The following is a 15,066-nucleotide window of genomic DNA, read 5'->3' as shown; positions in this document are numbered from 1 at the left end:
AAGCTTGAGCAATGAAGCTCACGGTGAGGAACAGTTGATCCGGCTCCGTCTCGAACTCCACGGGGCGGTGCAGGGGGTTGGGTTTCGGCCTTTCGTCTATCGCTGTGCGTTAGAGGCGAAGCTCACGGGGTGGGTGCTCAATGGGCCTGATGGGGTGGTGATCGAGGTTGAGGGTCGGCGTGACCAGCTTGAGACTTTTCATACGCGCATCCTCAACGAGCATCCCCGGGTCGCCCGTATTCTTGCTGCGTCAGTTGACTGGGTTGAGCCAGTTGGTTTTCACGGGTTTCAGATTCGCGAGAGTGATGCCGAGGGCTTGCTTTCGGTGCAGGTGTTGCCCGATCTTGCGACTTGCCCGCAGTGCCACACCGAGGTGCGCGATCCCGCCAATCGTCGCTACCGTTACCCCTTTACCAATTGCACCCAGTGCGGCCCACGGTTTAGCATTATCGAGCAGTTGCCCTATGATCGCCCGGTAACAACCATGCGGTCGTTTGAACTCTGTCCGGTCTGCCGTGCTGAGTACGAAAATCCGCTGGACCGCCGCTTCCATGCGCAGCCAAACGCCTGCCCCGTTTGTGGGCCACAGCTGGCCCTCTGGCAGGTGCCTGAGGGCGCAGAATCTCCAACTCTTCACCATGCCGTCTGTATGCCAACAAGCGCGACCGTGCTGGCTGAGGGTGACGTAGCCCTGCGCGGGGCGATCGCGGCGATCCTGGCGGGCCAGATTGTCGGGGTCAAGGGGCTCGGCGGGTTTCAACTGATCTGCGATGCGCGGAACGAGCAAGCCGTGGCGCGTCTGCGGGCGCGCAAACAGCGCCCGACCAAGCCGCTCGCCCTGATGGTGCGCGATCTGGCGATGGCTGAGACATTGTGCCTGGTGCCCCAGGAAGCGGCGGATCTGTTGGCTTCGCCGGAAGCGCCGATTGTGCTGTTGCGACGGCGAGACGAGGCCGGGGTTGCGCCCGGGATTGCCCCGGGTAATCCGTACCTCGGCCTGATGCTGCCCACGACGCCGCTGCATCATCTGTTGCTTGATACGCTCGAGGCACCAGTCGTGGCGACGAGTGGCAACCTGACCGACGAACCAATTGCGATTGATGAAGCCGATGCGTTGCAGCGCCTGACCGGCATTGCCGATTGGCTGCTTGTCCATAATCGCCCGATTATGCGCCCGGCTGATGATAGCGTCGCGATGCTTCTTGGTGGTGAACCGCGCCTGTTGCGGCGTGCGCGAGGGTATGCGCCAGCGCCGGTCATCCTCCAGCACCCGGCCCCATCGATCCTTGCGTTGGGGGCGCAACTCAAGAATACTATCGCGCTGAGTGTTGGCCGCCAGGTGCTGCTGAGTCAACATCTCGGTGATCTCGCCACCCCTGAAGCGCGGACGCTCTTTGGGCAGGTGGTCGCCGATCTGATGCGCCTCTATGCCGCCACGCCGACGGCAATTGTCCACGATCTCCATCCTGACTACTTTACGACCACGTTTGTCCAGCGTAGGGGCGATGGTGTCCTGCCAGCGAGCGCTCAAGTGCTGAGCGTTCAGCATCACCACGCGCACCTGGCCTCGTGTATGACCGAGCATCAGATTCAAGGCTTGGCGCTGGGGATCATCTGGGACGGGACAGGCTACGGTTTAGATGGCACGATCTGGGGCGGCGAGTTCCTCTATGGCAATGTGGCCTACTCGCAGCGTGTGGCTCACCTGCGGCCCTTTCTGTTGCCTGGGGGCGATGCCGCGATCCGCGAACCACGGCGCACGGCCCTGGCGCTGCTCTATGCGATTGATGGGGTTCAGGCGATGGAGTGGGACGATCTTGCCCCGTTGCAAACCTTTACCGCGCACGAGCGGGTAGTGATGTCGCGGATGCTCCAGACGGGGGCGCAGTGTGTATCAACCAGTAGTGCGGGACGACTCTTTGATGGGGTGGCGGCGTTGCTCGGTCTTTGTCAGCGGGTGACGTTTGAAGGTGAGGCGGCGATGATGCTTGAGTATGTCGCCGATCCCTATGAAACCGTGAGCTACCCATTTATGCTGGTTGGTTCTTCCCTCGATTGGCGACCTACATTGATTGCGCTGCTGGCGGATCTGCGGCGTGGCGTCGCGATTGAACGGATCAGTGCGCGTTTCCACAATGCGATGGTGTCGAGCATGGTGGCCGTTGCGCGGATGATTGATCCGCCGGTGATTGTGCTGAGTGGGGGCTGTTTCCAGAACCGTCTTTTGGCCGAGCGTGCCGTTGCTGTGCTGGGTGCCTGTGGGAAGCGGACACTTTTGCCTCGCCAGGTGCCACCGAATGATGGCGGGATCAGTCTGGGTCAACTCGCGGCTGCTGCCGCACGCATCGAAGGCTATACGCTGACCGAAGTTGTGCGGATCGCACGGGCGTATACCTTTGTCCCTGGAATGGAGTAGGCGTATGTGTCTTGGTGTACCTGGCAAAGTGATTGCCGTTGAACCAGAACGCGATGGCATTCTGATGGGCCGTGTGAATTTTGGGGGGATCGTCAAGTCGGTTTGTCTCGCCTATACGCCCGAGGTGCAGGTCGGCCAGTATGTGATTGTGCATGTTGGGTTTGCCCTGAGCATTGTTGATGAAGAAGAGGCCGCCAGGGTTTTTGAGTATCTGCGCGAGATGAATGAGCTTGATGAGTTGGCCCTCAAACAACCGGAGTAAGCCATGCGTTTTGTTGATGAATATCGCGGTGAAGCCGAGGCGCAGCAGTTGCTCGAGGCAATCAGACGTCTGGTGACGCGCCCGTGGACGCTGATGGAGATCTGCGGTGGTCAGACGCATACGCTGGTCAAGGCGGGCATTGATCGGTTGTTGCCGTCGTCAATTGAGCTTGTCCACGGTCCTGGTTGCCCGGTCTGTGTGACGCCGCTCGAGTTGATCGATCGGGCGTTGGCGATTGCGGCGCGCCCCGAGGTGATCTTTACCTCGTTTGGCGATATGCTCAGGGTGCCTGGTTCAGCGCGTGATTTGCTCAGTGTCAAAGCGGACGGCGGCGATGTTCGCATTGTCTATTCGCCGCTCGATGCGGTCAAGCTTGCCCAACAGCATCCTGACCGTCAGGTTGTCTTCTTTGCGGTCGGGTTCGAGACGACGGCACCGGCCAATGCAATGGCGGTTCACCTGGCCCACCGGCTTGGCCTGTCCAACTTCTCGATCCTCTCGGCGCATGTATTGGTGCCCCCGGCGATGGAGGCGATCCTTGGTGCGCCGAGCAATCGTGTGCAGGGCTTTCTTGCGGCGGGTCACGTCTGTGCGGTGATGGGCTATCACGAGTATCTGCCGCTTGCCGAGCGCTACCGGGTGCCGCTTGTCGTCACCGGCTTCGAGCCGCTTGATCTGCTGCAGGGCATCTATATGACGGTTGCGATGCTGGAAAAGGGCCTCTGGGGGGTCGAGAACCAGTATGCGCGGGCGGTGACGCCCGAAGGCAATCGCCATGCCCAACGCTTGATGGCCGAGGTCTTTGAAGTGCGCTCACGGCAGTGGCGGGGCATTGGCATAATCCCGCAGAGCGGCCTCGGTCTGCGGCCGGCTTTTGCGGCCTATGATGCCGAAGTGCGCTTCAACGTCCAGGCGATCGCGGCTGCCGAATCACCACTCTGCATTGCTGGCAAGATTATGCAGGGTCATGCGCGCCCGTGTGATTGCTCTGCTTTTGGCACAGCCTGTACGCCCGAACATCCGCTCGGCGCACCGATGGTCTCGTCGGAGGGGGCGTGTGCGGCCTATTTTCACTATGCAAGTGTGGAGTAACAAGCGTGGCATTTGAAGCAGTCTGTCCCATTCCGCTCAGCCAGTATCCAACGGTGACGATGGGGCATGGCGGGGGCGGGCGGTTGACGCAGATGCTGATCGAGCAATTGATTCAGCCGGCGTTGACCAATCCGAGCCTGGATCGCCTGCATGACGGGGCGCAGTTGGAGGTGGGTGGGGCCCGGGTCGCTTTTTCGACCGACTCGTATGTCATCAGCCCGCTCTTCTTTCCTGGCGGCGATATCGGTTCACTGGCGGTGCATGGCACGGTGAACGACCTCGCGATGTGTGGGGCGCAGCCTCTCGCCCTTTCGGTTGGGATGATCATTGAAGAGGGCCTGCCGATGGAGACGCTGTGGCGGGTCGTGCAGAGTATGCGTGATGCGGCGGGTGCCGTTGGGGTGCCGATTGTGACCGGCGACACCAAGGTGGTTGATCGGGGCAAAGGTGACGGCATCTTTCTCAACACGACGGGCCTTGGCCTGATCCCGCCGGGCATCCAGATCGACCCGCAACGCGCCGAACCAGGCGATATCGTGATTGTCAGTGGCCCGCTAGCCAATCACGGCATTGCGATCATGTCGGTACGCGAAGGCCTTGAATTCGAGACCGCGCTTGAGAGTGACTCGGCCCCCCTGCACACCCTGGTCGCCGATCTGCTCGCAGTGGCTGGGCCGGCAGTGCATGTCTTGCGCGACCCAACGCGCGGCGGCGTCGCCTCGGCGCTCAACGAGATTGCACAGGCGGCGCGGGTTGGCATCCTGCTTGAAGAGAAGAACCTTCCGCTTGATGAAGCGGTGCGTGGCGCCTGTGAAATCCTCGGGTTTGACCCGCTCTACGTCGCTAACGAAGGCAAATGCCTGGTGATTGTTGCGGCAGATTACGCCACCCTGGCCCTCGAAGCCCTGCGTCGGCACCCGCTGGGAGCGCAGGCGGCCATGATTGGCCAGGTGACGAGTGAGCATCCAGGCAGCGTCGTGATGCGTTCACGCATCGGAGGCCTGCGCAGTGTTGACATGTTGAGTGGCGAGCAATTGCCGCGCATCTGTTGAGCGTCATTCGTAGGATGCTTTGACGCAAAGGCGCAAAGGCGCAAAGCTGCGCATGCAGCTAGCTCAAAACCCTTTGCGTCTTTGCGCCTTTGCGTCAAACTGGCCCTAATAGACTTCAGCGTTCCCGCCAAAAAAGAGCACCTGGGACAACTCACGTGCGTGTTCGATCCAGCCTTTGACCACCTTGGGGGTAGGGGAGCGTTTAAGCAAGCCCAGTTCTGTATTGGCCTGTTTCAACTGGGGCAACAGATCCTCGGCATTGCGGAAGGCCAGATCAGGCACCGTCGTGACTCCGGCGGCGGTCAGCAGCGTCGCATTGGTCCACGACACGCCATTTACCCGTTCGAGATCCATCAAATAGAGCGCTTTGAGCAGTTCAACCTGATCAATGCCAGCACTCGCCGCGATCTCATCGCGGCCCTCGGGTTGCGCACCGCGTTCGAGCAGAGCGACATTGGTCATGATATCGAGGCTATTCAATTTCTTGACCAGCTCAGGATCGAGGCTCGCAATCGAACCAAGCTTCGTCATAAAGCTCACGGCCCCATCTGTCTTGACTGCCTCGCCCTCACTGATCTTCTTATCCGACATGCAAGAACCTCCTAATGTTTTGCCATACGTCACGTCACACTGATCTATTATACCAACTTCATGGCGACTCGTTGAAGAGATTGAGTTCAGGGCCGCAGGCTCCCCAGACTCGCCCTGATCGGGCGTTCTAAGCGGGCCGCAGGCCCGCTTAGAACGCCCGATCAGGGCACAACACATACCACCACCAGTTGTTTTGCACCCCATCGGTTGCCCCAGCGCCACGGGGTAGATGATCGAGCCACCAGAGGTGATGCAAGCGCATATCGCCGTTGCCCCAGTCTTGCGCATTCATCATCCGTGGTGAACCACTGAGGTCGGGGAAATTGTACCAGGTATCGGCGCGCGACAGCACCGGGCGTGCATTGCCCCACTCGTAATCGCGGGTGCTATTAGGGGCAAAATGAACATTGCCACACTCGGCGCGTCCAGGGTGACGTAGCTCATAACGAATGTAGCGCTCCCAGAGGTTGCGTTCGCCCTGATGGTTGCGGTAGATGTGGCTCATGATCGACTCGACCCGATGGCCGAAATTTTCGAGCATACAATCAACGCCGCGTTCATAATTGAAGCCCATGATAACGAAGCGTCGTGGGCAGAGATCGGGCGAGGCCAGCGGTGGCGAGTTGCACCAGATCGCCCCGGCCCCCACCATCTGGCTTTCGTAATAGCCAGCATAGGGAAAGCCCATCAGCCAGACTTCGTCAATCGCACCACTGAGCACTTTGCGCTTGAGATCGAACGTCGCGATCAAGCGCTCATAGTCGACGGCATCGGGCTGATGAAAGCTCTGCTGGCGAGCCATCGCCCGGAGATAGGTTGCATCGTCGTAGGCAAACCCATCGCGTTTGACGGGATAGCCATCAACAACCTGATGTTCGACAATGTCGTAGCGTGCGATGCCACCCGAGGCCGTGCGCAGATCAGCGGCGTACGCTTGGGCAAGCGCCAAGGGATTGTGCCAGTTGAAATACTCGTAGAGGCGAAGCCCGCCACGGGCTTCCAGGATGGGCGCGTGGGTAATCAGGCTGACCCGCAGCGTGATTGGATCTACGGTTGCTGGTGGACCCTGGAGCACGCCCTGGTCGTGGCGTTGAGCCTGTTTACGTGAGCCAAAGAGCCAGTCGAACATCACAGATCTCGCATTGCGACCGCATAGGCCTGTTCAGCGATCACCACGAGGCGATCCCAGCTATACTCAGTTGCCGCGATCTGCGCGTTATCGGCGAGGCGCATGCGCAGGATCTCATCATCAATGAGGCGCAGCGTTGCTGCGGCGAGGGCGGCAGGATTACCAGGCGGCACCAGCAAGCCACTCGTTTCGTGGATCAGCATATTGCGGGCCTCACCGACATCACTCGCGATGACCGCGAGGCCAAAGCCCATCAATTCAAGCAACTTGGCCGAGCAGCGGGCGCGATTGATCAGCGTATCACGTGTTGGCACAAGCGCAATGGTGGCCTCGGCGATCACCTCAGGGATGAGGGCGGGATCGAGCCACCCACGATAGTCAAGCATTGGCGCAAAGCCAGCTCGGTTAGCCCAGGCGAGCAGATCCTGTTCTTCCCCGTTCTCGCCCCGCCCAATCACAATCAAGCGTACGCCAGGCCGTGCGGTATAGATCGTCACCAGGGCGGCCACCAACTCGTGCAGATCGATTTCCCAGAAGCGCGTATAGAGCAGCAGGGTAGGATAGGGTTGATAGGCAGGCAACAAGTCTGGCTCATCAAGGGGAAAGAGGGGCAGGTGGTCGTGCCACTCGTCTGCCTCATCATGATCAAAGAGAGCGGGCTCAATGCCATTGGGCAAATAGAAGACACGCTCGGGTGGCACCCCCATCGACCAGACGAGGCTTTCGAGGGTACGGCTCGCCACCGTCACCGCTGCAGCACGGCGGGGCAAATCGCGTTCTTGCCAGGCAAAGAGCCAGCGAGCGCTGGAAGGATAGGGCAGCAACTCATTCCAGCCGCCCCAGCCTTCCCAGTCATCGCTATCGACCACCAGGGGCACCCGGGGTGAGAGGGCACGGGAAGCGAGGGCCGCGAGACCGCTATAGCCCTTGGGTTTACAGAGGTGCAACAGGTGCGGGTGGCTATCAAGCGCAATCCGCAACAACGAGGCACTCTGTTCAAGAATAGTGACGGCACCAGGCGACGTTGGCAGGGGGGTATGGATCACCGTTACCCCATCGAGCACCACCCGTGTCCCGGCATCTTCGGGATTATGCACGGGTGGTGCGACAAGCGTAACCACGTGCCCACGCCGCACGAGTGCGCGTGCGAGTGGTAACATTCGCGCCAGCAAGGTTCCTTTGGGGCGCACCCCGAATGGGGCGAGCATGGCAATACGCACGTGTGACTAACCCTTGCGGCCTTCCTGAATAACCGCCATCATACGATCCACATTGGTCTCTTTGACGCGAGGGCGGCTCTGTTCAACGCCGCGACGCGCCTCGTGAGCATCAAGGATCTTCCAATCGGCAAACGTAATATAATGCACACCGTGACTTTCGAGGATCTTCTCGACGGCGCCATCACCGGGTGCCGGGGTGAGCGTAGGCAAATCCTCGATCATCATCGCCACGGTTGCCGCAGCATCGGGCTTATTCGTCCCGATAATGCCCGACGGCCCACGTTTAGCCCAGCCGACTACATATTCACCAGGGACAACCTCATCGCTGCGTGTGCGCACCACGCGCCCGGCCACATTGGGGATCGTTCCACTCGTCTCATCAAAAGGCACCCCGGGCAACCTGACGCCACGATAGCCCACCGAGCGCAGGATCATCCCGCAAGCGAGGGTCTCGTACTGACCGGTGCCGCGGGGCCGCTGCGTACCATCCGCAGCCTGCACCAGCTTATTGCGTTCAATCTTGACCCCAACCACCTTGCCATCCTCACCGAGCACCTCGACCGGTGAGGCGAGGAAGCGCATCACAATGCGTTTTGGTGCACCAGTTGCGCCACGAGCGGCATAGGCACGCAGCATATCAACATTTTTGGTGGCTGTCTTATCTTCGGCCAGACTCTGCTCACTGAGCGGATCGAGCTCGAGGTCAGCGGGATCGACAATCACATCAACACCCTCGAGTTCACCAAACTCCTTCAACTCAGGATTGGTAAAGGCGGCCTGGGCGGGACCACGGCGACCAAGCACGACGACTTCGCGCACCTGGCTTGTGCGCAGCACGCCAAGCGCATAATCGGCCATATCGGTTTTTGCGAGTTCATCGGGATTGCTGGCGAGGATACGCGTCACATCCATCGCAACATTGCCATTGCCCACCACCACTACCCGCTCGTGGCTCAGATCAAAATGGCGGTCGCTATAATCGGGATGGCCGTTATACCAACCAACAAAGATCGTCGCGGGCAGACTACCGAGAAACTCCTCGCCGGGCACGCCCATCTTGCGGTCAGACTGAGCCCCAACTGCATAGATGATCTGATCGTAATGGGCCTTCAGTTCCTGATGGGAGAGATCGCGGCCAAACGTCACATTCCCAAAATAACGGACATTGGGCAACGCAGCGAGTTTGTCGTAGATGCGGGTTACGGCCTTGATCGACTGATGATCAGGTGCAACCCCTTCGCGCACCAGGCCATATGGAGTCGGCAGGCGATTGATAAAATCAATCTGGCAGACGAGATCTTTCTGCTTAAGCAGCGCTTCTGCGGCGTAAAAACCAGCGGGACCGGCACCGACAATCGCGACTCGAAGCGGACGTTCCACAGTTCCGAGTTGTACACTCACGGTAAGGCTCCTTCGGCAGGCCATTCGACCGGTGGAGTCGTAAGACAGAAAATCAAGGTAGATCACCCCTACGGACGCATGCATGCAAAACGTATATAGGCTTGCTCTTGTTCTTTGGGGTGTCTTTGCGAGATGATACCATACACCGAAGGTTTAAGCAAAATGTGCTATGCGCGTACGTGTTCACAGACTACTTATGGCGTTGGGGTTGGCTCGGTAGTCGGCGCTGGTTCGGGTGACACGGTTGGTTCTTGACCGGGAGGATTGGGGTCAGTTGGCGTGGCTGTTTGCCCAGATTCGGTCACAGGGGTGGCTGTCTCGCCAGGCGTTGGTACCGGCACCGTTGCAGTTGGCGGGATCACCTGAGGGCGGAGGGTAACCTGCACGGTAGGCAGCGCGCCATTGAGGGTAATCCCCGACGGGAGGTTCAGTCGCACCTCAAGGACATAGCTCCCTGCCTCTAGCCCACTCAGATCGACGGTTGCGGCCAGGGGGCGATTGGCGAGATCATTCAGCGCGGCGTTGCTCCCCGAAGCCTGTACCGTCACGACAGCCGGATTGAGGCTCGCATTCAGGCCCGGCCCGAGGCCAGTGGTGGTCACCTGCACGGGCAGTTCGACCTGGAAAGGCCGCTCGATCGGCGCGATCTGGACAGTGACCTGCACCTGTTCCGGTTCACCCTCACGGGCAGAGGTACCGTCGGGGAAGATCAGGGCAACAATCGAGACCACCGTCTGACTGGCCCCCTCAATACTCATTCGCTGCGTTGCCAACACATCAATCGCATCGAGCGGTCCCGAACTGCCAGCCAGCGTGATCAACGGTGGTGAGATGATCACATTGCGCACCGCATAACCGGGCGCAGGTTGTCCATCGATGGTTGGCACCACGGGCACGAGTTTAAGGCCGACGACCGGATTGATCGGGATCTCGACGGTCACAATCCCGGGATCAAGGCGCACGCCGTCGATCGCAACCCCCCCGCGATCAACGGCGGTCAGGGTCAGCGGCCCCAAATAAGTCGCCCGCAACTGGGCAATATTGGCGATGGTGCGCGCTTCTTCGACGCGTTCAATGCGGCTGAGCGGGCCAATCACCTGGACGGTCGTGATTGGCCCCCCACCGGAGCTTATTTTTGGCTCGCCTCGTTCAAAACTAAAGGGCAGACTGCCGAGCAGATCGATCCGGATCGGCACCGTACGGCTACTGATCTGTTCCAGGCGGATCGGCACGACCGAAGGTTCGACGCCATCAGCAACGGTGCGAAACGAAACATTGCTGCGGGTAGGTTGCACATTGACTGGCACGAGGTGTTCACCAGGCCCAAGGCCGGTAAGATCCAGCACTGCCCGAACATCCACCGGGCGGAGGTTCGCCAATTGTTGGCGGTCGGTACTAAGGGTAATCTGAACCAGGGGCAAGGACTGGGTCGGCATACTGTTGCTATCGACAAGCACTAGTTCATCACCGAGGCCAATGGCCTGCAATTGCACTTCGGGAAAGGTGACACGTTCTTCAGGGTTTTCGCTAAACGAGACAAAAGCCCAGAGTGCAAAACTCAAACTGAGGGCCAGAGCGAGACGCATCAACGTAGTGCGCACCGGTGTCATAAGCGCGTCGCCTGCCGATGGCTAGTCTTCATGAGGTTGCCTCATCCTGGGCCACGCGCAACAGACCAGCCAGCATGGTGCGCAGACGGGCTTCAGTCAAATAGCTTGCCATACGGCCGTCCTGGACAAGTGAAATCGCCCCGGTCTCTTCTGAGACAACGATGGCGAGGGCATCAGACTGTTCACTGATCCCCTTGGCGGCGCGGTGGCGTGTGCCATAGCGGCGCGGACCAGTAATATCCTCACTCAGGGGCAAGACCACATTCGCGGCGAGAATGCGATTGCCGCGCACAATGACGGCCATATCGTGGAGGGGCGAATTGGGATAGAAGATATTCATCAGGAGGGGCAGCGAGACCCGCGAGTCGATAATGACCCCGCGATCAGCATATTCTTGCAACTGAGTTGACCGTTCAATCACAATCAAAGCCCCCACCCCCTGTTGCGAGAGCTGCTGCGCGGTACGAGCGATCGTGCCGATTGTATCGAGGATCTCTGAGCGATTGATCCCAGCGAGCGGTCGGCTCAGGAACTCACTCGAGCGCCCCAGGCTTTCGAGGGCACGGCGGAGCTCGGGTTGGAAGAGGATTGGGACACCAACGATTAGAGCTGGAGCAATAATCGTATTCAAGAGCCATGCCAGGGTCTGGAGTTGATCCCGTGTGACGGTTCCGACAATCAAAGCGAGGGTCAGCAGAATCCCGACCCCGCGCAACAACTGCACTGCTCGAGTACCACGAATGATCCCGAGCAGCCAGAAGATCAGCATGGCGACGATCAGAATATCAAGAATGGCATAGGGCGAGGTGAGTGGATTAAGCCGCGCCCACAGACGAGAGAAGTCCATAGCGTCTTACCTGAAGTCTCTACCAGTATTATTAGGGTAACGTGCCACAGCAACCCTGTCAACTCAACTGAACCCAGAAATGGCAAGCTTCACCCACGCTACAGACAAATCTCAGTTTGTCATACGTTGCGATCATCATGAACGCACTTGCTGCTTGCGTTGTTGCATCATCCGATTTGCGGCATTGATCAACGCCTCAACCCGCGCCTGGTCTACGCCCTCCATCTTGATCAAGCGCGCATAGAGTTGCAATGCCTGGGCATACTCTTCACGACGCATCAGCATATCGCCGAGCATATAGTATGCTTCGACATCAGTCTGGTCGAGGGCAATAATTTGATGCAACTCAGCAATCGCATTTTCATAATCTTGCTGCTGGGCGAAAATGCGTGCGATCTGCTTCTTTTCGGCAATCGCCTCGTCGGGGCGGCGCATCAGTGTGTACATCAAGGCGAGCCACTGACGAGCCTCGATATCGGTGGGGGCAATCTGGACAATCTTGTTATAAACCTCGCGGGCCTTATCGTGATTGCTGAGTGTCCAGTGAACCTGCGCCGCCTCTTGCAGGGAAGCCACCGCATCTTTGAGTTGCCCGGCGCGGCGTTGCAATTCGGCGAGGCGCACGAGGCCATCGACGCCTTTATCGAGGTAGCCCCGTCGCAACTGGATGCGGGCAACGCGTCCACGGATCGCGATATGGTTGGGGGCGAGTTTGAGGGCATACTCAAGGACTTCGATCGCCCGATCGAGTTGTTGGCGTTCTTCATAATGGGTCGCCAGATCTTCCAGTTGGGCCAGAGCCTCGGGGAGTTTGCCCTGGCGGAAGTAGACATCGGCGAGTTTGGTATAGATGGCGCGGTCATAGGGTAACAGTTGACGGGCTTCAAGCAGCGCCTTTTCGGCCCCGGCGATATCATCTGACGCCGCATAGGCTTCGGCCATCCGGCGGATCAGATCGCCTTTGCTCAAGGGGACGGCAAAGGTATGCTTGACCCCTGGATCGATCATCGGCTGATCGCTGACGGCCAACCCCTGGCGCAACTGTGCCAAGGCGGCCTCGGCATTGCCCAGGGCAAAATGGCTATTCGCGGCCGCTTGGTAAACCAAGACGGGCGGCAAGAGCATCGCTGCTTCATCGGCAAGCAACGCCTCGGCCTGTTCGAGTTCGAGCAGCGCTGAGGTGTGTTGCCCGGACTGTTGTTGCGTCACGGCAAGAATATAGTGGACGATCGCATGGTCGGCGCTCAACAGAATCCCGCGATACTCGGCCTGGACTGCGCTAAACTCACCGGGATGTTGCTTGAGCAGATCGAGCACTGTTGCGAGCGAATCCCAGACGGCAGCGGGATGTTCGCCCATCAAGGCCAGGGTGACATTGAGGCGAGCGACGGCGACTGGGTCATCAGCTTGTCCCAGTTCAAGCGCACGTCGGAAGGCATCAAGGGCGGCGTCGTAGCGGCCCAGTTTCAGCAAGGTCAGCCCATAGTGGGCATGCACTTCGCGGTGTTTGGGGGCGAGTTGGAGCAAACTTCGATATTCTTCCAGGGCCTTATTGCTCTGTCCGAGACGAAAATAGGTCCCGGCTACCTGCAAAAACTGGCTGACAGCCTCTTCGATGCGCCCCGCGTCGCGCAGCGTTTCCGCGAGGCGCAGGCGCACATTAAGCGTATCGGGTGCGAGGTCAAGCATCCGATAATAGACATCAATCGACTTATGGGCCTCTCTGCGCACCTCATAGGTATCGATCAATAACTGATACTTGGTCAGGGCTTCTTCGGGACGTCCCTGGCGTTCATAGATTTCACCCATACGCAGATGGATGGGCAGATAATCCATCGCGACGCGGATTGTCTCGTGGCAGGCATCGAGGGCGGCTTCGATCAACCCCTGTTCCAGATACTTGCTACTCAACTCAACCCAACCTGCTGCTTCAGCGTCGAGTTCACTGGTATCAAGGGGCGTGAGGGGCGCAGCATCGGGAGCATCCCCTATAGGCATGTTTTCGAGCGCGATCATCGGCTCGGGAATGGTTGGGGTACTTGCACGGTTGGTCAGCGCACCGGTCGTTGGTGTTTTGCCGCCGCGCAAGAAATCGGTAATGGGGCGGATCTTGCCCCATACCTCCGAACTGGTGGTGGTGTCAACCTGGGCCGGTTCGGCTTCCCCTTGAGGTGTGAGCGCACCGGTATTGATCGAGCGCAACTTGGCGAACATATTGCGGTCAGTGAGCGCTTTCGAGCGTTGCTTGAACTCGGCCGCACGTTCGCGGCCCCAGCGCTTGCTCTCGAGAAAACCGGCCAGCGTATCATAGAGCGCCGCTGCATGGGCCAGATCGCCGATCTGCTCATAGATTGTCGCGGCGTTCTGATACATCTCGATCAGATCATCGGCCTCGTTGCGTCCGATGGTCTCGAGATCGACGAGCTGGATCGTCTGTTCAAATTCCTGGGCCGCCTGCGGCAACTGTCCGAGCTCACTGTAGCTCTGTCCAAGGGCAAAGTGGGCAGAAAGCGCATATTCGGGATCGGCGGCGGCCCGCGTCAGCACATTGGTCGCCAAGCGGTGATCGCCTCGTTCTTGATAGATCAGGCCCAGCGAATAGAGCACATCGGCCCGCGAGAGCCCGGCGGCAAGGGCCTCTTCATAGAGCCTGGCCGCCTCATCGATGGCGCCTGCCTCTTGCTTTTTCTGGGCTTGCTCGACAAGTTTCTCGATCGAAAACTGTTGGGTACGCAGGATGCCGGTCACCCCGCTCCGACTACGACGTGCTTCAGGGGTGGGGGCCGCCTGGCCCCCACCTGGTTCTGCGCCGGGCTTTGCTTCAAGCCCGGCCGAACGGGCCATTGCGTCACGGATCGTCACAATCAGATCGCGGGCCTCGCGGCTCTGCGGGTCAAGGCGCAAGACCGTTTCGGCGGCTTCGGCGGCCAGATCTAATTGCTGTTGCTCAAGGAGTTCACGCGCAAGCGTCAAATGTTCCGCTGCGGCTTCCCGGATGCCGCCAGCCTCTTCATACAGGTGCGCGAGTTGGGCGCGCTGGGCGGAGGCAGCCGGTTTGAGCCGCAACAATTCGCGGAGGGCCTCAATCGCCTGCATAGGATGTTGCTGTGTCAGGTGCAACTCGGCCAGTTCGCGATAGCTCTCAACAGCCTTGCTATCGCCCTGGCGGGCCTGAGCTCGTGCGATATAGCTCAGAAAGAACGGATTTTGCCGATCCGCCGCACGCAGATCCTCGAAGAGTTGCAGGGCTCGGTCGAGTTTATTGGCATGAAAGAGCGCCACGGCCGCACTGATCCGGGCATCGGTATCGTTGGGGAACTCTTGTAGGGCCCGGATAATGGCCTTGAGCGCCTCGTCCCATTTGTTGAGGCGGGCCGCTTCACGACTCTGCTCCATGGCCCGATCAAAGATTGCGCGATTTCCTGCCATAGGTCATCATTCACTTT

Annotated in this window: 11 protein-coding genes; 4 read left to right on the top strand and 7 right to left on the bottom strand. The window is 59.4% G+C overall.

The features are described from left to right. Positions 1-4 precede the first annotated feature (4 nt). From hypF to hypE, 4 genes are read left to right on the top strand one after another with little or no spacing between them, the layout of a single operon-like run. Positions 5-2,416, top strand: a complete 2,412-nt coding sequence (gene hypF / locus A9Q02_RS08710) for a carbamoyltransferase HypF (RefSeq protein WP_245860466.1) — start codon at positions 5-7, stop codon at positions 2,414-2,416. A 4-nt stretch (positions 2,417-2,420) separates the two neighbouring features. Then, positions 2,421-2,678, top strand: a complete 258-nt coding sequence (locus tag A9Q02_RS08705; RefSeq protein WP_097651975.1) for a HypC/HybG/HupF family hydrogenase formation chaperone — start codon at positions 2,421-2,423, stop codon at positions 2,676-2,678. A gap of 3 nt (positions 2,679-2,681) precedes the next feature. Further along, complete coding sequence (gene hypD / locus A9Q02_RS08700) at positions 2,682-3,770, top strand: hydrogenase formation protein HypD (RefSeq protein ID WP_097651973.1); 1,089 nt, start codon at positions 2,682-2,684, stop codon at positions 3,768-3,770. A gap of 5 nt (positions 3,771-3,775) precedes the next feature. Then, positions 3,776-4,822 (top strand): hydrogenase expression/formation protein HypE, encoded by a 1,047-nt coding sequence (gene hypE / locus A9Q02_RS08695; RefSeq protein WP_281256881.1) that lies wholly within the window; start codon positions 3,776-3,778, stop codon positions 4,820-4,822. 105 nt (positions 4,823-4,927) lie between these two features. Here the strand turns inward: hypE and A9Q02_RS08690 are convergent, their stop codons facing one another. From A9Q02_RS08690 to A9Q02_RS08660, 7 genes are all read right to left on the bottom strand, one after another. After that, complete coding sequence (locus A9Q02_RS08690; protein ID WP_172450802.1) at positions 4,928-5,413, bottom strand: DUF4332 domain-containing protein; 486 nt, start codon at positions 5,411-5,413, stop codon at positions 4,928-4,930. A gap of 148 nt (positions 5,414-5,561) precedes the next feature. Next, on the bottom strand, positions 5,562-6,542 hold the full coding sequence (locus tag A9Q02_RS08685; RefSeq protein WP_097651964.1) for a hypothetical protein: 981 nt from the start codon (positions 6,540-6,542) through the stop codon (positions 5,562-5,564). After that, the gene (locus A9Q02_RS08680) at positions 6,542-7,702 is read right to left on the bottom strand and encodes a glycosyltransferase family 4 protein (protein ID WP_245860465.1); all 1,161 of its coding nucleotides are present in this window, start codon (positions 7,700-7,702) and stop codon (positions 6,542-6,544) included. Before A9Q02_RS08680 ends, A9Q02_RS08685 begins: the two co-directional genes overlap by 1 nt. Positions 7,703-7,768: 66 nt before the next feature. Then, positions 7,769-9,163, bottom strand: a complete 1,395-nt coding sequence (locus tag A9Q02_RS08675) for an FAD-dependent oxidoreductase (protein ID WP_097651962.1) — start codon at positions 9,161-9,163, stop codon at positions 7,769-7,771. A 194-nt stretch (positions 9,164-9,357) separates the two neighbouring features. Further along, positions 9,358-10,773 carry a CdaR family protein gene (locus tag A9Q02_RS08670; protein ID WP_097651961.1) on the bottom strand — a complete coding sequence of 472 codons (1,416 nt, stop codon included), beginning with the start codon at positions 10,771-10,773 and terminating at the stop codon, positions 9,358-9,360. Positions 10,774-10,801: 28 nt separating this feature from the next. Further along, on the bottom strand, positions 10,802-11,620 hold the full coding sequence (gene cdaA, locus A9Q02_RS08665; RefSeq protein WP_097651960.1) for a diadenylate cyclase CdaA: 819 nt from the start codon (positions 11,618-11,620) through the stop codon (positions 10,802-10,804). Positions 11,621-11,755: 135 nt separating this feature from the next. Next, on the bottom strand, positions 11,756-15,049 hold the full coding sequence (locus A9Q02_RS08660; RefSeq protein WP_097651959.1) for a tetratricopeptide repeat protein: 3,294 nt from the start codon (positions 15,047-15,049) through the stop codon (positions 11,756-11,758). Between the last annotated feature and the right edge of the window lie 17 nt (positions 15,050-15,066).

The sequence above is a fragment of the Candidatus Chloroploca asiatica genome (assembly GCF_002532075.1).
In the GTDB taxonomy this organism is placed as follows: domain Bacteria; phylum Chloroflexota; class Chloroflexia; order Chloroflexales; family Chloroflexaceae; genus Chloroploca; species Chloroploca asiatica.
The sequence above is the reverse complement of the archived record's forward strand: the minus strand, read 5'-3'. Positions and strand labels throughout refer to the sequence as shown.

Bases quoted from the DNA above. Each gene is read 5' to 3' on its own strand.
- A9Q02_RS08670 (WP_097651961.1), bottom strand. From the start codon at position 10,773: ATGACACCGGTGCGCACTACGTTGATGCGTCTCGCTCTGGCCCTCAGT.
- A9Q02_RS08680 (WP_245860465.1), bottom strand. From the start codon at position 7,702: ATGTTACCACTCGCACGCGCACTCGTGCGGCGTGGGCACGTGGTTACG.
- A9Q02_RS08690 (WP_172450802.1), bottom strand. From the start codon at position 5,413: ATGTCGGATAAGAAGATCAGTGAGGGCGAGGCAGTCAAGACAGATGGG.
- hypD (WP_097651973.1), top strand. From the start codon at position 2,682: ATGCGTTTTGTTGATGAATATCGCGGTGAAGCCGAGGCGCAGCAGTTG.
- A9Q02_RS08660 (WP_097651959.1), bottom strand. From the start codon at position 15,049: ATGGCAGGAAATCGCGCAATCTTTGATCGGGCCATGGAGCAGAGTCGT.
- cdaA (WP_097651960.1), bottom strand. From the start codon at position 11,620: ATGGACTTCTCTCGTCTGTGGGCGCGGCTTAATCCACTCACCTCGCCC.
- A9Q02_RS08685 (WP_097651964.1), bottom strand. From the start codon at position 6,542: ATGTTCGACTGGCTCTTTGGCTCACGTAAACAGGCTCAACGCCACGAC.
- A9Q02_RS08705 (WP_097651975.1), top strand. From the start codon at position 2,421: ATGTGTCTTGGTGTACCTGGCAAAGTGATTGCCGTTGAACCAGAACGC.